General features: G+C 64.7%; 18 protein-coding genes. 5 read left to right on the top strand and 13 right to left on the bottom strand.

What is annotated here, in order from left to right; all coding sequences use genetic code 11:
• Positions 1-40: 40 nt before the first annotated feature.
• The 7 genes from trkA to kdpF form a co-directional block, all read right to left on the bottom strand.
• Positions 41-1417 carry a Trk system potassium transporter TrkA gene (trkA, locus tag CCR96_RS24075; RefSeq protein ID WP_201224653.1) on the bottom strand — a complete coding sequence of 459 codons (1377 nt, stop codon included), beginning with the start codon at positions 1415-1417 and terminating at the stop codon, positions 41-43.
• 54 nt (positions 1418-1471) lie between these two features.
• Positions 1472-2182, bottom strand: coding sequence for a response regulator (locus CCR96_RS24070; protein ID WP_201224651.1), 711 nt, complete (start codon positions 2180-2182; stop codon positions 1472-1474).
• A 72-nt stretch (positions 2183-2254) separates the two neighbouring features.
• Entirely contained in the window at positions 2255-4924 is a 2670-nt protein-coding gene (locus CCR96_RS24065) for a sensor histidine kinase (protein ID WP_201224649.1), read from the bottom strand.
• The gene (kdpC, locus tag CCR96_RS24060; protein ID WP_201224647.1) at positions 4921-5547 is read right to left on the bottom strand and encodes a potassium-transporting ATPase subunit KdpC; all 627 of its coding nucleotides are present in this window, start codon (positions 5545-5547) and stop codon (positions 4921-4923) included. The genes CCR96_RS24065 and kdpC overlap by 4 nt, the downstream gene beginning before the upstream one ends.
• A gap of 9 nt (positions 5548-5556) precedes the next feature.
• Entirely contained in the window at positions 5557-7611 is a 2055-nt protein-coding gene (kdpB, locus tag CCR96_RS24055; RefSeq protein ID WP_201224645.1) for a potassium-transporting ATPase subunit KdpB, read from the bottom strand.
• A gap of 18 nt (positions 7612-7629) precedes the next feature.
• Complete coding sequence (gene kdpA / locus CCR96_RS24050; RefSeq protein ID WP_201224643.1) at positions 7630-9339, bottom strand: potassium-transporting ATPase subunit KdpA; 1710 nt, start codon at positions 9337-9339, stop codon at positions 7630-7632.
• Positions 9340-9418: 79 nt separating this feature from the next.
• Entirely contained in the window at positions 9419-9499 is an 81-nt protein-coding gene (kdpF, locus tag CCR96_RS25710) for a K(+)-transporting ATPase subunit F (protein WP_416274564.1), read from the bottom strand.
• A 105-nt stretch (positions 9500-9604) separates the two neighbouring features.
• Here kdpF and CCR96_RS24040 point away from each other — a divergent pair, with 105 nt between their 5' ends.
• A complete protein-coding gene (locus CCR96_RS24040) occupies positions 9605-10360 on the top strand; it encodes a potassium channel family protein (protein ID WP_201224641.1) in 756 nt (251 codons plus the stop codon).
• 44 nt (positions 10361-10404) lie between these two features.
• The gene (locus CCR96_RS24035; protein ID WP_201224639.1) at positions 10405-11745 is read left to right on the top strand and encodes a TrkH family potassium uptake protein; all 1341 of its coding nucleotides are present in this window, start codon (positions 10405-10407) and stop codon (positions 11743-11745) included.
• 117 nt (positions 11746-11862) lie between these two features.
• On the opposite strand, the gene CCR96_RS24030 is transcribed toward CCR96_RS24035, so the two are convergent.
• Together CCR96_RS24030 and CCR96_RS24025 are read right to left on the bottom strand one after the other, a co-directional pair.
• Positions 11863-13257: a glycoside hydrolase 100 family protein gene (locus tag CCR96_RS24030; protein WP_201224637.1), complete on the bottom strand. Its 1395-nt coding sequence runs from the start codon at positions 13255-13257 to the stop codon at positions 11863-11865.
• A complete protein-coding gene (locus CCR96_RS24025) occupies positions 13254-13400 on the bottom strand; it encodes a hypothetical protein (protein ID WP_201224635.1) in 147 nt (48 codons plus the stop codon). The genes CCR96_RS24030 and CCR96_RS24025 overlap by 4 nt, the downstream gene beginning before the upstream one ends.
• 411 nt (positions 13401-13811) lie before the next feature.
• Between CCR96_RS24025 and CCR96_RS24020 the strand changes: the two genes are divergently transcribed.
• The gene (locus tag CCR96_RS24020) at positions 13812-14687 is read left to right on the top strand and encodes an MBL fold metallo-hydrolase (RefSeq protein WP_201224633.1); all 876 of its coding nucleotides are present in this window, start codon (positions 13812-13814) and stop codon (positions 14685-14687) included.
• A 74-nt stretch (positions 14688-14761) separates the two neighbouring features.
• Here the strand turns inward: CCR96_RS24020 and CCR96_RS24015 are convergent, their stop codons facing one another.
• Positions 14762-15517, bottom strand: a complete 756-nt coding sequence (locus CCR96_RS24015) for a hypothetical protein (protein WP_201224631.1) — start codon at positions 15515-15517, stop codon at positions 14762-14764.
• A gap of 317 nt (positions 15518-15834) precedes the next feature.
• Here CCR96_RS24015 and CCR96_RS24010 point away from each other — a divergent pair, with 317 nt between their 5' ends.
• Entirely contained in the window at positions 15835-16593 is a 759-nt protein-coding gene (locus tag CCR96_RS24010) for a peroxiredoxin-like family protein (protein ID WP_201224629.1), read from the top strand.
• Between the two features lie 126 nt (positions 16594-16719).
• On the opposite strand, the gene CCR96_RS24005 is transcribed toward CCR96_RS24010, so the two are convergent.
• Positions 16720-17337 carry a class I SAM-dependent methyltransferase gene (locus CCR96_RS24005; RefSeq protein ID WP_338035944.1) on the bottom strand — a complete coding sequence of 206 codons (618 nt, stop codon included), beginning with the start codon at positions 17335-17337 and terminating at the stop codon, positions 16720-16722.
• A 285-nt stretch (positions 17338-17622) separates the two neighbouring features.
• Positions 17623-17931: a hypothetical protein gene (locus CCR96_RS24000; protein WP_201224627.1), complete on the bottom strand. Its 309-nt coding sequence runs from the start codon at positions 17929-17931 to the stop codon at positions 17623-17625.
• A gap of 243 nt (positions 17932-18174) precedes the next feature.
• On the opposite strand from CCR96_RS24000, the gene CCR96_RS23995 reads away from it, so the two are divergent.
• Positions 18175-18738: an SRPBCC family protein gene (locus CCR96_RS23995; protein ID WP_201224625.1), complete on the top strand. Its 564-nt coding sequence runs from the start codon at positions 18175-18177 to the stop codon at positions 18736-18738.
• 53 nt (positions 18739-18791) lie between these two features.
• Here CCR96_RS23995 and traN read toward each other — a convergent pair whose 3' ends face one another.
• The gene (traN, locus tag CCR96_RS23990) at positions 18792-20147 is read right to left on the bottom strand and encodes a conjugal transfer protein TraN (protein ID WP_201224623.1); all 1356 of its coding nucleotides are present in this window, start codon (positions 20145-20147) and stop codon (positions 18792-18794) included.
• Positions 20148-20331: the final 184 nt, after the last annotated feature.

Below are 20331 nucleotides of genomic sequence, written 5' to 3'. Positions count from 1 at the left end.
AACGTCAACGCGGTTCGTGCATCGGGCTCTAGGCACGCCGCTAGAAAAAGGTCACGCCGACCTGGAACAGCTTCTCGACCTCGGCCACCCGCAGACGGTCCTGCAAGAAGAGAATCACATGATCCTCGGATTCGATGATCGTGTCGCGGTGGGCAATCAACACCTGATCGCCACGCACGATGGCGCCGATGCTGGCACCCTTGGGCAGATTGATCGCCTCAATTGCCCGTCCGACCACCTTCGACGAGCTTTGGTCCCCGTGAGCGATGGCTTCGATCGCCTCGGCGGCGCCGCGGCGCAACGAATGCACCATCACCACATCGCCGCGACGCACGTGCTTGAGTAGGGTGCCAATCGTAGCCTGTTGCGGTGAGATCGCGACATCGATCGGGCCACTCTGCACCAGGTCCACATAGGCCGCGCGGTTGATCAGCGCCATCGCCTTGCGTGCGCCGAGACGCTTCGCGAGCATGGCTGAGAGGATATTGGCCTCGTCGTCATCGGTGACGGCGCAGAAGACATCGGTGTCCTCGATATTCTCTTCCAACAACAGTTCCTCGTCGGCGGCATCGCCATGCAGCACGATGGTGCGCTCGAGCGACTCGGCGATCTGCTTGCAGCGCTCGAGATTGCTCTCGATCACCTTGACCCGGTAGTCATGCTCGGTGACCCGCGCGAGGCGGGTGCCGATGTTGCCGCCGCCGGCGAAGATCAGCCGCTTATAGGGCTTATCCAGTCGCCGCAGCTCGCCCATCACCGAGCGAATGTGCTTAGGCGCGGCGACGAAGAAGACCTCATCATCGGCCTCGATGACGGTATCGCCCTCGGGTTGAATGGCCCGATCCTGGCGGTAGATCGCCGCCACCCGCGCCTCGACATGCGGCATGTGATCGTAGAGGGCGCGCAGCTCTTGGCCGACTAATGAGCCACCGTAGTAGGCGCGCACCGCCACCAGCCGCACCCGACCATTGGCGAAATCGGTCACCTGCAACGCGCCGGGGGTTTGGATCAGGCGCAGGGTGTAGTCGGTCACCAGCTGCTCAGGGCTGATGGTGACGTCCACATGGAAGGCATCGCCGCCGAACAAGGCCTGATGATGATCGAGGAAGCCCTGAGCGCGCACCCGAGCGATCTTGGTCGGCGTATGAAACAGCGTGTAGGCGACCTGGCAGGCGACCATATTGGTTTCATCACTGTTGGTCACCGCGATGATCATCTCGGCATCCTCGCCACCCGCGCGCAGTAGCACATCCGGCTGAGCGCCATGCCCCTGCAGTGTACGCAGGTCAAAGCGGTCGGCGAGCTCGCGCAGACGCCGTGCGTCGGTATCGACCACGGTGATGTCGTTGGCCTCGCTGACCAGGTTCGCAGCCACCGAGGTGCCCACCTGGCCAGCGCCGAGGATGATGATCTTCATAGCGCTTTATGCATTCCTGATAGCCCAGGCCTCGTTCTGCTGCACCGGCCAGCGTCAATGGCCCCTGCCATCGAGAAAGCGATACCCAACACCAGGCTCGGTGCGGAGATAGCGGGGCTCATCGGTGTCTTCGCGAAGCTTCTGTCGGATGCGACCGATGAAGTTGCGCAGATAGTGTGTGTCATGGGTATGCGTCGGCCCCCAGATCTCACGCAGCAGCTGGGTTTGCGTGATGACCTGGCCGGGGTTCGAGACCAACAGCTTGAGGATGGCGAACTCTTTGCGCGTGAGATGCACATCGTCGCCCATCACGGACACCAAGCGTTTGACCAGATCGATACAGAGATAGCCGTCATCGTAAATCCCGGCATCGGGTTTCTCTGTCGCCCTAGGCAAGCGCAGCAAGTTACGCACGCGCGCTAAGAACTCCTGGATGCCGAACGGCTTGGTCACATAGTCATTCGCACCCGCGTCCAGCACGGCGACCTTGTCGCTCTCCGATGACCGGACCGACAGGATCATGACCGGCACGCTCGACCAGTGTCGTAGCTCACTCAGCACGGATTGGCCATCGGCATCGGGTAGGCCCAGGTCGAGCACGATCAAATCCGGCGTCTGGGTCGCCGCGAGCTCGAGCCCCTTCCCCGCCGTCTCCGCCTCGATGACCTGATATCCCTGGCTCTTGAGACTGATGCGCAGGAATCGACGGATCTGCTCCTCATCGTCGATGATGAGGATGCGCGTCGATGTCGGGTTTTCCGTCATGCGTGCTTTGTCATCACCAGAAATGCAGGATGAGACCTGAGAACAGTGCGCTTTATACTCACGCCTCTCAGCTCACTCCGCTTGTTCGCCGACGGGAGGCTCGATCAGCGGCAGATGGATGGCGATGCTGGTGCCCCGACCGCCCGGTCCTGGAAGCGCCTCGATGCGCCCGCCATGGGCGCCGATCATGCCGCTGCAGATGGCCAGCCCCAGTCCGCTGCCATGCTTGCCCCGATCGCCTTCGCCGCCGGTGAAGAACATATTGAATACCTGTTCGCGTTGATCGGGCGGAATGCCCGGTCCTTCATCCGCGACGGTGATCAGCAGCTCGGCGCCCTCCCGCGTTGCCGCCACCCGCACTTCGCCGCCATCAGGTGAGAATTTTGCCGCGTTTTCGATGACATTGACTAGCGCCTGCTCGATCAATGCCGGATGCACATAGAGCAGCGGCAGGCCCGGCTCGATGTTCCTGACCAGACGACACGGGCTCAGCAGCTCGCGGGTGCGGCGCAGCGCCGAGTTGAGGATATCGTCGATGCCGATCCAATCCCGCTCCAGTTTCAGTGTGCCATGTCCGAGCCGCGTCATGTCGAGCAGATTCTGGATGTAGCGGTTGAGCCGCTCGCCTTCACTGATGACAGAATCCAGCAGCTCTTGTCTGTCCTTGGTGGAGAGCGCTTCGTCCAACGAACGCAAGCTGCTGGCCGCGCCGATCATCGACGCCAGCGGGGTGCGCAAGTCGTGGGACACCGATGACAACAATGCCGAACGCAAGCGCTCGGTCTCTTCCGCGACCTTGGCCTGCTCCAGGGTGGTGGCCAGGCGGGTACGCGCCATGGCCATGGTCACCTGCGTGGTGAGAGCATCGATGGCGGCGAGTTGCTCACTCTGGAAGCCCTGGCTTGGTTGATGGACACCGAGCACACCGAAGCAGTCCTGGTCGATGGCCAGGGGCAGAAAGCGCCAATCGATCGCCGAGAGGGTTTGGGTTTGAAAGCCGCTCGGTTGCCGATGATCGAATGCCCATTGTGCCGCCGACCAGGCCTTGTCATTGAGCGCCAGCTCGTCCTGTGAGGAGGCCGCCTGTGCCAGCTGACCACCATCACTGGGTGCGAGCAGCACGACCGGAACGTGCAGATGCTCGGCGATGGCCAGGGTCGCCTCGCGATGGACCGTCGCGAGGTCGACCGCGGCCGCCAGTCGGCGGCTCAAGGACAGCAGCCGTTGCGTCTGTTCATTGGTGCCGCGCAGCGCGAGCACCTGGTGGCGCAGGCGACCGGCCAACTGGCCGCCGATCAAGCCCATGATCAGAAAAAAGCCGACGGTCACCAGCTCATGCGTGTGATGCATGGCAAAGGTGTAACGCGGCTCGGTAAAGAAGAAGTTGTAAGCGGCAGCGCTCAGGACTGCGGTGATCAGTGCCGGGCGCATGGCCGTGCGTACCGCGACCAGCAACACGGCGGTCAGGAAGACCAGCGACAAGCTGGGCAAGGGAACCAGCGGCTCGATGACAGCGGCCATCCCGGTCGCCGCTGCCACCACGGCCAGTAACAGGACATAGTCACGCGCGGGCTCAAGTCGCCGGAGCCAGCGCCGCCGACGGCGCACGCGGGCGGAACGTGAGGCGACGAAGGTGATCTCGAACTCCTCGGCCTGACGCAACAGGCGTTGACTCAAGGTCGAGCCAAACCATCCCGCCCAGGGTCGGTGCCGACTGCGCCCCACCACCAGCGTGGTGGCGTTGTGGTCGCGCGCGAAGGCGATCAACTCCTCCACGGGATCGTGGCCGCGCAGGGTCACGGGTTCGCCGCCTAAACGCGCGGCCAGCTCGAAGGTGCGCTCGACACCGGCCTGCTGTTCGGGGCCGATGTCACCGCGTTCGACGAACACGACGCTCCAGGGTGCCCGACGCCGCTCGGCGAGACGCCGGCCAAGACGCACTAGCTCGTCACCGTTACCGACGCCATCGACGGCAACAACGATGCGCGCGCGCACCGGCCAGGGTCCCGCGATCCCCTGCGTGCGCATGACCTCACGCACATCGCGGTCGATGCGCTCGGCCACCGTCTGCAAGGTCAGCTCGCGCAGGGCCGACAGATTGGTCGGACTGAAAAACCCATCGAGTGCCGCGCGGGCCTGTTCAGGGATGTAGACCTTGCCCTGCTTGAGTCGCTCGATCAGCTCGCGCGGCGTCAGATCCACCAGCACCAGGTCGCGCGCCTCGCCGAGCAGGGTGTCCGGAACCGTCTCGCGCATGCGCACGCCGGTGATGCGTGCGACGACATCGTTCAGACTCTCCAGGTGCTGGATATTGACCGTGGTCCAGACATCGATGTCGTGCTCTAGCAGTTCATCGATATCCTGATAACGGCGTGGGTGGCGGGTTCCCGGAATGTTGCGATGGGCCAGTTCGTCGATCAGCACCACGGCCGGCGCACGTTTGAGAATGGCATCCAGGTTCAGCTCCCGAAACTGTGCGCCCCGATACGCGACCGGCATCAGGGGAATGGACTCCAGTCCTTCGCACAGCGACTCGGTTTCCTGCCGGCCATGGCTCTCGATGATCCCGATGACGATATCGGCGCCCTCGCGCCGCGCCTCACGCGCGGCCTCCAGCATCTTGTAGGTCTTGCCGACGCCGGGGAAGGCGCCCAAGAATATCTTGAGAGCCCCGTGCCGCTCGCGCTTGATGGCCGATAGCAGGGCTTGGGGGTCGGGCCGATGATCCGCTGTCACCTTCATGGCGTTACGCCGGCCTCTACACCGAGGTCGGCAAGTGCCAGGTTCAACCGCAGCACATTGACCCGCGGCTGCCCCAGTACCCCAAGCACCGGAGACTCCACATGTGCCGCCACCAAGGCCGCAATGGCCGCGCGGGGCAGCCCGCGCGCGGCGGCGACCCGGTCGATCTGGAGTTCGGCCGCTTCCGGGCTGATGTGCGGGTCGATGCCCGACCCGGAGGCAGCGATGAGATCGACCGGGATCGCCGCCGGTTCCACGGCATTGGCGGCTGCGATCTCGCTTGAGCTGGCCCTGGCCCGCTCGCGCAACGCTGGGTTGCTGGATGCGAGGTTGGAACCGGAGACGCCAAAGGGATCATAGCCGGCAGCCGAGGGGCGGCCATGAAAATAGCCCGGCGCCTTGAACGGCTGACCGACCAGTGCCGAGCCGATCACCGTGCCATCGCGTTCGATGAGGCTGCCGGTGGACTGCCTGGGAAACAGGACGCCACTGATCGCCACGGTGAGCAGCGGGTAGAGGACACCGCAGAGCAGCATCAGCACCAGGGCGCCGCGCAGCGCCTGGAGCCAGCGTCCGATTGGGGTCGCGGAGACTGTCGGGGCAAAGGATGGGGCGTGATTCATCACCATCTCCTACATCACCAAACCAAGACCAAGATCGATGAGCTTGATCGCCGGGAACGGCAGCAACAGCCCGCCAAGCCCATAGATCAACAGGTTGCGGCGCAACAGCGCGTCGGCACTGAGCGGGCGGAGGCGCACCCCACGCAGCGCAAACGGGATCAGCGCCGGGATCACCAGGGCATTGAAGATCACCGCCGCCAGCACCGCCGTGGCCGGGCTGTTGAGCTGCATGATGTCGAGGGCCTGCATGGCCGGCACGCTGGCGATGAAGATGGCCGGTAGGATGGCAAAGTACTTGGCCACGTCGTTGGCCAGCGAGAAGGTGGTTAGCGCGCCACGGGTGACAAGCAACTGCTTGCCGATCTCCACCACCTCCAGCAGCTTGGTCGGATCGGAATCGAGATCCACCATGTTGCCCGCCTCCTTGGCGGCCTGGGTGCCGGAGTTCATCGCCAGCCCGAGATCCGCTTGGGCCAGGGCCGGCGCGTCGTTGGTGCCGTCGCCCATCATGGCGACTAGGCGTCCCTGGGCCTGTTCGCACCGGATGTACTCCAGCTTGTCTTCCGGCGTGGCCTCGGCGATGTAGTCCGCCACGCCAGCCTCGGCGGCGATGGCGGCGGCGGTCAGCGGATTGTCGCCGGTGATCAGCACCGTGCGGATGCCCATGGCGTGCAGGCGCTGGAAGCGTTCCTTGATGCCGGTCTTGATGATGTCGGACAGGGGCACGACGCCGAGCACCCGGTCGTCCTCCGCGACCACCAACGGCGTCGCGCCGCCTCGCGCCACGCGCTCCACCAGCGCGGTGGTCTCGTCGGGATAGGCGCCACCGTTCTCGGTGACGAAGCGGCGGATGGCATCCGGCGCACCCTTGCGGATACGCCGGCCGTCGGGCTGGTCGATGCCGGAGAGGCGGGTCTTGGCGGAAAACGCCAGGACGCGCGCCTCGGGGTCGGCCGCGACCGTCGCGCCGCGATCTCGCGCCAGCGCGACGATGGATTTGCCCTCCGGCGTGGGGTCGGCCAGCGAGGCGAGCATGGCCGCATCCCGCAGCCGCTCCGGCGCGACCTTGGTCAGCGGCAGGAAGTCGCTGGCCTGGCGGTCGCCGTGGGTGATGGTGCCGGTCTTGTCCAGCAGCAGGGTGTCGATGTTGCCGGCCACCTCCACCGCCTTGCCCGACTTGGCGACCAGGTTGGCGCGCATGGCCCGATCCATGCCGGCGATGCCGATGGCCGGCAGCAGCCCGCCGATGGTGGTGGGGATCAGGCAGACCAGCAGCGCGACCAAGACCGGCACCGAGACCTCGCCACCGACGAACAGGGCAAAAGGCACCAGGGTCGCCACCACGATCAGGAACACCATGGTGAGCGCGGCCAGCAGCACCGTGAGCGCGATCTCGTTGGGCGTCTTCTGCCGCTTGGCGCTCTCCACCAGCGCGATCATGCGATCGAGCAGTGACTGGCCCGACTCCACCGTCACTTCGACCAGGATGCTGTCGGTCAGCAGCTTGGTGCCGGCGCTGACGCCGCTGTTGTCGGTACCGGCCTCGCGCAGCACCGGCGCCGATTCGCCGGTGACCGCCGACTCGTTGATGCTGGCGGCCCCTTCGACGATCTCACCGTCGGCGGGAATCAGCTCTCCCGCCAGCACCCGCACCCAGTCGCCGCGACGCAGGGCCGTGGCCGGCACCTGCTCCTCATCGTCGCCCTGGCCAGAGCCATTCCCGAACCCCTTCCCCCGCACACGCCGGGCCACGAGCTGCTCTCGAGTGGAGCGCAGGCTCTCGGCTTGTGCCCGGCCCCGCGCCTCCGCCAGCGCCTCGGCCGCGTTGGCAAACAGCAGGGTGAACAGCAGCACGAGGCTGATCGCCAGATCGAAGCCCCAGGGACGACCGGCCAGCAGCGCGTCGCCCGTCAGCCACAGGGTCACCAGGGTGCCGACCCCGACCACGAACATCACGGGGTTGCGCGCCAGCCAGCGCGGGTCGAGCCGCCGCAGCGACTCGCCCGCCAAGCGGGCCAGGGTCTCGGCGGTGAGCAACTTGGATGCATTGCGTTGATGTTTCATCATGTTTTCTCCAATGCATCAGCTCGCCAACGACAGGAACTCGGCGAACGGGCCGAGGGCCAGGACCGGGAAGAAGCTGAGCAGCGCGAACATCAGGATCACCCCCAGGGTCAGCACGGCGAAGGTGGGCGTCTCCACGGCCAGGCTGCCCGAGGTGGTGGGCGCGACGCGCTTGCCCGCCAGGTGGGCGGCCAACGCCAGCGGTGCCAGGATGGGAATAAACCGCCCGAGGATCAGCGCCAGGGCGCAACTGATGTTCCACCAGGGCGTATCGTCGCCCAACCCCTCGAAGCCGGAACCGTTGTTAGCGAAGGCGGAGGTGTATTCGTAGAGCACCTGGCTCAGGCCATGGAAGCCCGGATTGGAGTTCTGAGCCAGGCCCGGAATCGCCACCGCCGTGGCGGTCAGTCCGAGGATCAGCAGCGGCTGGATCAAGAGCGCGATGCAGATCAGCTTGATCTCCTTGGCCTCCAGCGCGCGGCCATAGACCTCTGGTGAGCGACCTACCATCAGGCTGCCGAGAAAGACCGCGAGCAGCAGGAACAGCAGGAAGTTGATCAGCCCCACGCCGACGCCGCCAAAGGTGGCGTTGATGAACATATCCATCAGCGTCGCGGCGCCGCCCAGCGGGTTGAAGGAGTCGTGCATGCCGTTCACCGAGCCGTTGGAGGTCTGGGTGGTGAAGCTGCCCCAAAGCGCCGTGGCCGTCGCGCCGAAGCGCACCTCCTTGCCCTCCAAATTCGGACCCTCGGCCGCGAGGCCGGCAAAGGAGGCGTTGGGTTGGTTCTCCGACCAAATGTTGATGCCCGTCAGGACCACCGACATCGACAGCATCACGCCCATCACCAGGAGCGTCAGACGACGCCGGCCCGTCAGATAACCGGCCATGAACACCAAGGCCATCGGGATCAACACGATGGCGACGGTCTCGACGACATTGGACACCGGCGTCGGGTTCTCCAGCGGCACGGAGCTGTTCGGCCCATACCAGCCGCCGCCGTTGGTGCCCACCTGCTTGATCGCGACCATGGGCGCCACCGGGCCGACCGGGATACGCTGCTCGGCAAGCTCCGCGCTGGGATCGAGCGGGGTGGCGGTCTGGGCGCCTTCAAGCGTGTTGGGCACCCCCTGCCAGGCGAGCAGCAGCGCGGTGATGAAGGCTACCGGCAGCATCAGCCGGACAATGGCGCGGACCAGATCGGCATGAAAGTTGCCAACCGATACCGCGCCGTCGGTGGTCAATGCAGACGCTTCGCGCCGCGCAAAGGCCGTGCGCAGGATGGCCACCAGCGCCGCGATGCCTGCGGCCGGCGTGATCACCTGCAGGCTGACGATGGCGACCAGATGGGCGAAATAGGACAGTTGCGCCTGCCCCGAGTAGTGCTGCTGGTTGGTATTGGTGATGAAGGACGCCGTGGTATGCAGCGCCAGATCCCAGCTCATGCCCGCGATGCCGTCCGGATTCAGCGGCAGCCGCCCCTGCTGCATCAAAATCACCAGCACAAGGAGCGCAAGGACGACATGCAGCTTGAGCAGCGCCTTGCCGTAGGCTTTCCAGTGCATGGGCGCCAGCGGATCAACGCCGATGGCGCGGTAAAGGACCCACTCGACCGGCCCGAACAGCCGATCGAGCGCGGTCGGTCTGGGCGAATAGATCGTCGCCAAGTAGAGTCCCAACGGCCAGGCCAATAACAGTGCGACCGCGTAGATGAGCAGGACTTCATTCATAGCTGGTCCTCCCATTCCACGAACAGAAAACACAGCCCGAACAGGGCCAGGAGAATCAGTGCGCCGATGATGCCCATGGCTAAAACCTCTCTGGCCGCAGCAGGGCGACCGACAGATAGACGAGCAACGCCAGCACGACGAACAGCAGGATGGCGTACACGATGACCTCACACAGCGTTGTTAACCAAGGCGGGTAAGGTTAGAGAGCGCGGGCGTAACAGCGCTAGGCACCGACCGGGGAAGCGCGTAACAAAGGCATACTATTTTGTCGGAGCGCGTCGTCGTCGCTTTTGCAAGCGGGCGCCCAAGGACTAGAATCGCCGCCATTCTTGGAATCACGACCCGCATAGCCACGATGTCAACACAACAAAAGCGCAGCTTCGCGGTGATCGGCCTTGGCACCTTCGGCACCACGGTCGCCTCCGAGCTTGCGCGGTTCAATAATCACGTGCTGGGGATCGACATCCTGGAGCGAAACGTGGCCAACGTCGCCGAGACGCTGGCCGAGGCGTTGATCGCCGACGGGCGTGATGAACAGGCCCTGCGCGAGGCTGGCGTGGGTAATTACGACGTGGCGGTGGTGGCCATCGGCGAGGAACTGGAAGCCAACATCCTCTGCACCATGAACGTCAAGATGCTCGGTGTGCCCACTGTCTGGGTCAAGGCGATCAGCCGCACCCATCACCGCATCCTCAGCAAGTTGGGCGCCGATCGCGTGATCCAGCCCGAGCAGGAGATCGGCCGCCACATCGCGCAGATGCTGCACAACCCACTGGTGCGCGATTATGTCAGCCTTGGTAACGGCTTCCATGTGGTGGATTTTCGCGTGCCCGATGGGCTTGCCGGGAAACGGATCGATGCGCTGGGCTTGAGCGATGCGTTCGAGGTGCGCGTCCTCGGCCTGATGCGTGGCACGGAGTTCATTTCCTGCAAGCGCACGGAGGAGGAGCTGCAAGCTGACGACAAACTGCTGCTGCTGGGGCGCCGCGAGGACATGCGTCGCCTCGGTGACAGCCTCTGATCGGTGCGCCCACCGGCTCTCTGACAAGCGTTCTGATTCGGCCCATGCGCCTGAAATGGCTCCGCAAGGGCGGGAGGCTCCAGATTCCGCCACCCGCCATCCTCGCCTTGCTCTATGCGACGCTGATCGCCGTCGGAACCGGGCTATTGAAACTGCCGATCGCCACCCCGGCGCCGATCTCCTGGTCCGACGCGTTATTTACCGCCACCTCGGCAGTCACCGTCACCGGCCTGGTGGTGATCGATACCGGCAGCCAGCTCACGCTGTTCGGACAGGCCGTGGTCATGGTGCTGATCCAGCTCGGCGGGCTGGGGCTGATGACCTTCGCGGTGCTGGTGCTGACCATGCTTGGCCTGCCGCTGAGCATCTCCCACCGCATCTACCTGCGCGACGACCTCAACCAGACCTCGATCACCGACCTGCTAGCGCTGGTGCGCGGCATCATCCAAGTGGTGTTGGCCTGCGAGCTGCTCGGCGTGGCGCTGCTGGCCATCGTCTTCGTGCCCGAGTTCGGTTGGGCCAACGGGCTCTGGCAGGCACTGTTTCACACCGTCTCGGCCTTCAACAACGCCGGCTTCGCGCTGTTCCCGGATAGCCTGTCGCGCTGGGTCGCTGATCCGATCATCAACCTGGTGATTCCGGCGCTGTTCATCTTCGGCGGCCTCGGCTTCGTCGTCGTCACCGAGCTTTACGGCAAGCGCAGCTGGCGCCGTTTTTCGCTGCACACCAAGCTGATGATCGTCGGCACGCTGGGCCTGATCCTCTGGTCGGTGCTGCTCTTCGCCGTGCTGGAATGGACCAATCCGGCAACGCTGGGTGGTCTCGATGGCATCGGCGAGCGGCTCTGGGCCAGCTGGTTCCAGGGGGTGACGACGCGCACCGCTGGGTTCAACACGGTCGATATCGGTGGCCTTTATGACAGCACGGCGATGATGTTCATGTCGCTGATGGTGATCGGCGGCGGCAGCACATCGACGGCGGGCGGCATCAAGGTGACTAGCTTCATCGTGCTGCTGCTGGCCACCCTGGCCTTTTTCAAACGCCGCTCACAGCTTCACGTCTTTGGGCGCAGTCTGGGGGCTGAGGAGGTCATGAAGGTCCTGGCGCTGGCCATGGTGAGCCTGATGACAGTGCTGGTCGCTATCTTCCTGATCATGCTGACCTATGAGGGCGATTTCCTCGACGCCGCCTTCGAGGTCACCTCCGCGTTCGGCACGGTCGGTCTCTCGCGTGGCACCACGGGCGCGCTGGACGAGCTGGGACGGACGGTGATCATCGCGGTGATGTTCATCGGGCGCGTCGGCCCGCTGACGCTCGGCTTCTTCCTCGCCACGCGGGCCAAGGCTCGGGTCGCCTATCCGGCGAGCAAGGTATTTCTGGGATGAGCCCATCCCGCTCGCGCCGAACGCCCGCCTGCTGGTCCCTATGCTGGAGCCCAAGGACGAGGATGGACTGACCCACTGCGGGCAACGGGTGCCAGTGCTTGCCTGAGACGCAACCGTTCAGACCGGAGCCGCGCAGCTAGCACCCTCCACCGTCCGACCCAGGTGCAGCAGCTCGATGCGCTCGGGGCGCTCCAGCAGTTGGCTGGCGACCAGATAGCCGGCGGCGCTCCAGGTCTGGCGCCGGCGTGCCTGCTGACCGACCAGGCGGCCACGACGGCCGTCGTAATACTCCGGCCAGTCGTCTTGGACGAGGCGTCGTTCGGCATCGCTCATCGCACGCTCGACCAGCTCATCGGCACCGGTGCGCAGACCGACCAGGGCCAGCAGCCAGAGTAGCACTGGCCAGTTGCCGCCATTGTGGTAGGACCAGGGGCGGTTCTTCGGGTCGCAGCCGGTGAGCAGGCGCCAGTCCTGGCCCTCCAGCGCCGGGAAGCAGAGCTTGAGCGGCACCTGGCCGATCAGGTCGTCGTAGCGCTGCGCGATCAGCTGCATCAGCGCGGCGGTCTGCGCCTCGGTGGCCAGCCCGGCGGCGCAGGCGAGAAGATTGCCCTGAGCGAAATAGCGATAGTCGAGCCGGCCGGGGCCGACGTTGCCGAGCAGATAGCCGCCGGTCTCCGGCAGCCAGTCCATGAGCCAGTCGGGGATGGCGTCAGGATGGATATTGAATTTGTTGACCGCGGCCGGTCCGTATTCATCGATGCCGTAGCGGTAGATCTGGTTCAGCCGCTCGAGGTCGAGCCAATAGTAGGTGCGCACGTGATGGGCCAGATGCGGCAGGCGCTCGTGCAGGGCATCGCGATAGCGCGCGTTCGCCGGCTCATCGGCATCGAGCAGATCGGCGGCGGCACAGAGCGCGGCAAAGAACTGCGCCTGGATATCGATCGGATAGCCATAGACGCCCATGCGCCGGTCGATCATGAAGGAGCCGTCCGGCACCAGCATGGTCGGGAACATGTCGAAACGACTGGTCATGCTCAGATCGAGCACCAGGCGGATCGCTTCCTGCACCGACGGGTCCACGCGGAACGCCTGATCGCCGGTCACGCGCACGTAGGCCTGCAGGGTCAAGAGCCACCAGAAGCCGGAATCGACCGGCGCTACCCGGGCGATCGCCGCCTCGCCGAAGTCGCCGGTAAGCCGTTCGTCGACACCGTCCCCAGTGACCTTGAAGCTGGCCGGGATCAGCCCTTCGCCGGGCTTGAAGCAATCGAGCTGACGCTCATGGCTCTGCAGGCGCACGGCGGTGGTCAGAAAGTGGCGCACGATCTCGGGGCGGCCGTCGAGCAGGAAGGCAAAGGCGGAGATGGCGAAGTCGCGGGTGAAGACCTGGTCGTAGTTGAGCGCCTCGGTCTCGGGATCATGGGCGGCGACGGTTCCGACCGGCTGGCCGCGATAGGTGACCACGGATTCCTCGAGGAGTCGCCAAGCGCGCTGTCTGGCCTCGTGATTCATTGCTGCTCCTGTGGTCCGGTTGAACGGTGTCTGTGGGGAATCAGCGTGCGGGCGCCGAAGATCACCAGGACGCCGGGCTCGGCCTGGGGCAGCTCGGCGCGCGGTAGCTCGACATGGGTGGTGAGATCGATCTCGGCCGGCATCGGGTGGTCTTCGGGCCTCGGGTTGGGTGGATGTGATCAGTGGATCTGATCCGTTTGCCTCTTGGACCCGCGCGGCGCGGTATTCCTTTTAGTGCTCTTTATGAGCGCTCGATGGATGGCGAAAGAAGGCCGCCGCGAGGACGGTCATAACGGGTGATCTGCAGCAAACCTTCGCGGCCATCTCAGCCACCATGAATCTATCCCGGAATGACGCCATCATCATGCAAGAGACCCTCGATAGTGCCATTTCGTTTCTCAGCCGTTTCCGCAGCACCTTCACTTCAACGTTGCGCTGGCACCCGCTCGATCCGTTTTGGATCAACCTGCACAGCAACGCCCCGGCCCGACCATCAAGACGATGGCGACTCGCCAAGGGGTTGTTGATCCTGGCCAGCCTGGGCGCTGGGAGCAGTGCCGCTGCCAGCACCTGCGAGGCACCGGTTGCGGGTGCGGGTGCTCGGCTCCGGCGGTCCGGAGGCCCAGCAGGAGCGCGCCAGCGCGGGCTATCTGCTGTGGCTGGAGGGCAAGTCGCGGGTGCTGGTCGACCTCGGTGGCGGCAGTTTCGCGCGCTATGGGGCCAGCGGCGCGCGCTTTGCCGACCTCGAGCTGATCGCGCTCACGCATCTGCACGCCGACCATGCGACCGACCTGCCGGCGCTGCTGAAAAGCGGCTATTTCAGCCCGCGTAATCGGGCCTTGCCGATAGCCGGCCCAACCGGCGGCGGGGATTACCCGGATCTCGAGGGCTATCTGCAGGGGCTGTTCGCTGCAAAGACCGGGGCGTTCGGCTACCTCGCCGGTTATCTCGATGGCAGCGATGGGCTGGTCAGGCTGGAGCGCCACACGCTGGAGGCCGACAGCCGCGAGCCGATCCTGGTGCTTGAGACCGATGACTATCGGGTCAGTGCCATCGGCGTCAGCCATGGCCCGGTCCCGGCGCTGGCCTACCGCATCGACGTGGGCGATCAGCGCATCGTCTTCAGCGGGGATCTGAATGGCGATGATCCCTGGTTCGTCGACTTTGCGCGCGATGCCGATCTGTTGATCATGGACCATGCCGTGCCGGAGCAGGCAGGACAGGTCGCCGCACGGCTGCATGCCCTGCCCTCGGAGATTGCCGAGATCGCCAAGGCGGCCGAGGTCAAGCATCTGGTGCTGAGCCATCTGATGCGCCGCTCGGAGCGGGCACTGGATGACAGTCTGGCGCGGATTCGCGCTGTCTATCAGGGCGCGCTGAGCGTTGCCTCGGATCTGGACTGCTTCGGGCTCGAGCCGCGGGGCCGGTGATGCGATGACAGAGCTCCGTCCCGGGTCCAGAATGGCGTCTAGGCTGCCGAACGCAGTCTCGACGAACAGCCTTGTTAAACCTCCAAGCGCGGTCCCTGCTCGGCGGCAAAGGCACAGCCGCCCTGCCCGATGCGGATCTCGCCGGACGTTTCGGTCAATCCCTCGGCGTCGACCCAGGCGTCCATCTGCTCGAGCAGGCGCTGCAGGCGCAGTCCAAGCTCGGTGCGGTGGGAGTACGCAAAGCCGGTGACGCGCCAACTCAGCAGGGCGTGCGGTCGACCGGCATGCCCGAGCCCGGCCATGCGCTGTACCAGCTGCTCGATCAGTGCCTCGTCACCGAGTCGCTCGCGCAGCGCATTCACCACCGAGCGATCATCCCAGTCGGTCGCCGTCATCGGGAGCTGATGACGGAGCTCTGCGCCGATGAATCGGTACAGTGGCTCGCCAACCACCTGGCCGGTGAGCAGATCCTCGCGGGCCATTTGCCGATAGTCGGGCGTTGGGTCGGAGCCGGTGCGTCGCGCCAGCTGCTCAAGGGCCATCGCTTCGGCGCGATGACCGCTGGGCGCGAACCCGCAGAGCAGGTGATCCAGTGCATCATGGACCAAGACCGATGTGGGGATCGCGCCGCTGGCATCGCTGGTCGCGGCGATGATCTCGGGGTCATCAAGGTTGGCATCGAGCTTCCAACCACGCGCACCGAGGCCATCGGGCCAAGTCGCGCGATAGCTTACTGGGATGCTGACGACACTGCTCCCGATCCGCATCCATGCGGACGGCAGCAGGCGCAGATCACGGAGCGGGTAGTTGCAGGCATGCGCGTTCATCATAGGGATTGGACCTGCCGCGATGCCGGATCATTTCAAGCGACCGGCGTCGAATTGACTCCAGGGGCTCAAATCGCCACCCGTGAGGCGGCTGCACCGAAAGCAGGAGCATGCGCAGACTCAGCATCGAGAGGACTGACTGAATTGAAAGCCCGGTTGAAAGATTGACCAATTCGGTTGAAAGAACTCGGCCATCACACCGGTCTTAAGGGGTCAGTTCGTCGCAACCAACCTTGACCTGCGTGCGCAATCATCGACCAGGCTCGATCCGCTTGCGCAACCATCGCCCTCTGGCTGTCACCCCTTCTCGAGAGACCATCATGCAGAAGCAATCCTTTCCCCTGATCGCGCTAATCTCCTCCTCACTGCTTTTGGCGTCAGCCGCGCAAGCCGAGACCGCGACCGAGGCGCCCCTGCCCAGCTATCAACAGGCACTGGACGCCTTTCAGGCGGAACGCGCCAAGACCGGCAGACCCAAGCTCGATGCGGCCGATCGGGCCATCATGCAACGGGCCGCTGAGGATCTGGCGACTGCAATGCCAGAGCCGGGACTGGCGGTCGGCACTCAGGCGCCTGACTTCAGCCTGCCGAACGCCTTCGGTGAGCGCGTGCGGCTCTCCGATCTGCTCGCCGAAGGACCGGTGGTGCTGACCTTCTACCGCGGTGCCTGGTGTCCCTACTGCAATCTGCAGCTGCGCGCGCTGCAGCAATCCCTGCCCGAGATCGAGGCTCGCGGCGCGCAGCTCGTCGCGGTCACGCCGCAATTGCCGGACAAGTCCCGTGCGCAGGTCGAGGACGACGGCTATGCGTTTGAGGTGTTGAGCGACCTGGATGATCGTGTGATGCAAGCCTATGACCTCTACTTCGAGGTCCCTGCTGATCTGGATGCCGTCTACCGTGAGCGTCTCGGCTTGGACCTGGCTGAGTACAACGGCCCCGATCGGCGGGTGTTGCCGGTACCGGCAACCTTCGTGATCGATGGGGACGGCGTGATTCGCGCTGCGTTTGCCGACGTCGATTATCGCCAGCGCATGGAGCCGGCCGCAATCATTGCGGCATTGGAGCAGGTCGGCGATTAGCGGCGGAGACGAGCGCTCCATCCCGTCGCAGATGGGGAGTGCTGTGAGCCAGATCGCGCGGCATGAGGTGCAACTCCGGGCGCCTCACGCGCAGACAAGCCAGGCTGGCAGCGACCCTATTGTCTGTCATCCCAGTGGCGTTAATCGCAGCAGCGCATTGAGCCACTGCTCGGCTTCGCGCCAGGAGCGCCGGTCAGCCGTGGTCCAGGTCTCCAGCAGCGTCAGCTCGGGCACGCTGTCGAGCAGCTCGGCCAGCGCGGTCTCATTCAGGTCGGTGAAGTGACGGCCGCCGCTGTCGCGCTCGCCGTGTCCATACTTGAACGAGACGTAGAGCACACCCTCGGGGCGCAGCGCCCGCGCGAGACGTTGCAGCACAACGGGCAGCTCGGCCAGCGGCACATGCAGCAGGCTCGCGCAGGCCCAGATGCCATCGAAGCGCTCGCACCAGTCGATCGCCTGGAAGCGCTTCACCTCGACCGGCAGTCCTGTGTGTATCTCGGCCAGGCGCGCCAGCGGCGGTGACGGCTCAATGGCCGTGACGGCATAACCCTGCTCGCGAAACGCACGGGCATCGCGACCGGAACCGCAGCCAGCGTCGAGAATCGCCGCACCGGGCGCCAGCTTGGCCAGAAACGGCGAATAGAGCGGCGACATGTCGACGTCGACCGTCGCGGCGAAGAACGGCTCGGCATCGGCGTCATAGCGGGCGATGGTCAGATCGGTGGAGGTGGCTATGTCGGTCACGGGAAACCCTAGTGTCGGGCTGATAGGGGGATCGGCGCGCAGAGGTCTGCGCCAAGTCGCTGAAGACGATCCTGCTCGCTGGCACCAGGTGGTACCTGCTGGGGATTGGGGAAATCGGCGAGCTGATTGCGATACCTGCTCGGCATCCTGTACGCATTGCTCCGGGCGGAGCAAGGGGGAACGAGGTGAAAACGGCGGCAGATCCAGAGAGAGACGTCGTCAGGCGTCAGGCTCTGGGGCCGATGGCCCCAGACTGCAATCCTGACGTCAACGCCTCAAACCCTCTTAGAACGACAGATCCGGATTGCCCTCAGCTGCGCCATAGATGTTCGGACGCTCACCGCTGTCGGATGGCCCCTGGATACGGACATTGAACAGATCCGCGTTGCCATCGGCGAGGCCGTGATAGCGATCGATCTGGCTGCCGACGCCGGGCGGTGTGGCACTGACGCTAAAGCCGTCCTCGATGCCAGTCGGTTGGCTGGAGAGGTCCGGATGACCGGCGCTCAGGCCCTGGTAGACATCGGCGGCGCTGACACCAGCGGCAGCCAGGCTGAACAGGGTTGCGGTCAGTGTGGTGGTGATGGTTTTCATGCTGTGTTCCTCGTTGGACAGTGGGTTGGTAGACGTCCTGGCCGTTGCCGGGACTTGCCAGAGAGATTGCAGCCCCTGTGCCAACTTTGGAATCACTCCATGAAAGCCAATAAAAACAGTCGATTGACTGTTGCCACCAGCCTCTTGCACGAACGGGTTCCGCCTGCGAGCGCAATCGGAACGTCACGAACGATTCACACCATGCACGCTTGCGTTGAACGAATCGTGGTATCCAGCCGAGTCATGCGACTCACCCGTTCCATCCTGAGCGCGCTCTTGGTGCTCTGCGGCGCAACCGCTCTGGAGACGCATGCGGCGAATCTGCTGATGCTTCAGATCAGCGAGTCGAAGCAGCGATACCGCATCGAGGCGCGTTTTCTGGTCGATGCACCCTTGGCATTGGTGCATGGGCTGCTGACCGATTATGAGCAACTCTCCAGGCTCAGTCCGTCGATCCTCGAGAGCGAGGTGCTCGCTACGCCAACGCCGACGCAGGTGCGGGTCAGCACGCGCATTCGCGCCTGTGTCCTGATCCATTGTCAGACACTGAGACGGGTGGAAGATGTGCGCGAAAGCCCACGGCGCCAGGTCGCAGTGATCGTTCCCGAACAGAGTGATTTCGCCGCGGGACGCACTGAGTGGCGCCTGACACCGCAAGAGGATTCGGTTCGGGTCGACTATCGCGCCGAGCTTGAGCCCGGATTTCAGCTGTTTCCCCTGGTGGGACAAGCGTTGATGAAGGTTGGCCTGGAACGAGAGCTACGCGCCTTTCTCGGTCAGCTCCAGGCGCGCGCGGCATCGATGTGACTGGGGATCGAGGGCTCCCTTAAACCGAAGTGTTCGATTCGAGTCAACTGGACTCAGGGCAACCCTCGCCGTACCTCCTCCCAAACCTGATCGGCCGCTTGCTGCCCGATCTCACCCGCATCCAGCCCCTCAGCCCTCACCGCACTGCGCTCGGCCGCATCCGCCCGCGCCCCAGTGCTCAGCTCCGAGCCTGTTCCAGTCAGCGCCTCCAGATCAAGGTTCTCCGGCAGCGGAAACTGCCCGGCCTGGGTCAACAGCGCGATCCACTCCGACAGATCGATCCGCGACCAATCCAACCGCTCCAACTCCTGCAGCGACAATCCTCGGCAGTTCGGATGCTCAGGCTCCCCCCAGCTGCGACCCAACTGCGGATAGGCCTGCTCATTGATGATCCGTGCCAAGGGCGTATTGAAGCAGCAGAAGGCCTTCTGCTTCTCGATGCAGATCCCGAGGATATCGCTGTCGCAATAGCTGCCGACGTAATGGCAGGCCCGCAGCTCGCGCTGCACCCCCAACTCGAACTCCTCCTCCTCGCAGGTCCAGATGATGCGGATCAGGATCATCACCACGCTGTAGATCAGATAGGCGGTCATCGCCCAGGCCAGGGTGGTGCCGATCAACCCGCCAAGCTGGATGTTGCCCGCCTGCACGGTGCCGTTGACCACCGCCGATCCACCGCCCTCGACCGCAAACAGCGCATTGGCCGCCGCGTCGCCGAACACCTGCGCGGTCCAGTCCACGGTCTGGCGCAACAGTGCCTGCTTGGCCGCATCCAGCGAGAGCCTGGCGCCCGCTTCGCTGGTGGCTGCTGCAGTATTGCCGACCAGGTTGTTCGCCGCCGAGGTGATGGTCTCGGTCACCGCATCCCAGGTGTCGACCAGTGGATCGCGCAGCAGCTCCCAGCCACCGCGCAGGGTGCTGCCGGATTCGCTGGCCATGATCGCGGCGTCGATCTTGGTCATCGCCACGATCAGCTGGATGTAGTCGACCAGCGAGACGCCTGCGGGGGTCTCGCAGCAATCGACGATGCCACCGACGGCATGCTTGCACTCGGCCGGTTTGCCTTTGAAGATCTGACACTGACCGGGGCTCGTGCAGTCGCTGTCGCTGAGCACGTACTGCACGGTTTGGAGTGCTGCCGCGGCCTCGCCGAAGTCATCCGATTGCTCGAACGTCAGATCCAGACAGTCATTGCCCAGACAACGCACCGGCCCAGCGCAGTTCATCGCCGTCTCGCGGGTGATGTCCGGGATCTCGGCGGTGGTACCGCAGTCGTAACGTGACTCGGTGGCATAGCAGACCCCATAGCGATCGCGGGCACCGTCGATGCAGGTCGAGCGTGTAGTTCCGGCAAACGTGCGTGATCCCTTGACAGGGTAGTGACTAGGATGTCGCCGGTGCAAAGCCATCACCGGAGGCCCTCATGAACACCGCAACCGTCCCGCCATCGCCATCGCCATTGACCTTGGAAGCGCTCGCCGAACAGTTCGCGCACTGGCGCCAACACAAGCGACCCGGGGAGCGCATTCCCGAGTCACTCTGGAGCGCGGCGATCGCCCTGGTTGAACGCGATGGGTTGTCCCGGGTGACCCG

The organism is Halochromatium roseum (genome assembly GCF_016653315.1).
GTDB lineage: Bacteria > Pseudomonadota > Gammaproteobacteria > Chromatiales > Chromatiaceae > Lamprobacter > Lamprobacter roseus.
This window is presented reverse-complemented; position numbering and strand designations above follow the sequence as displayed.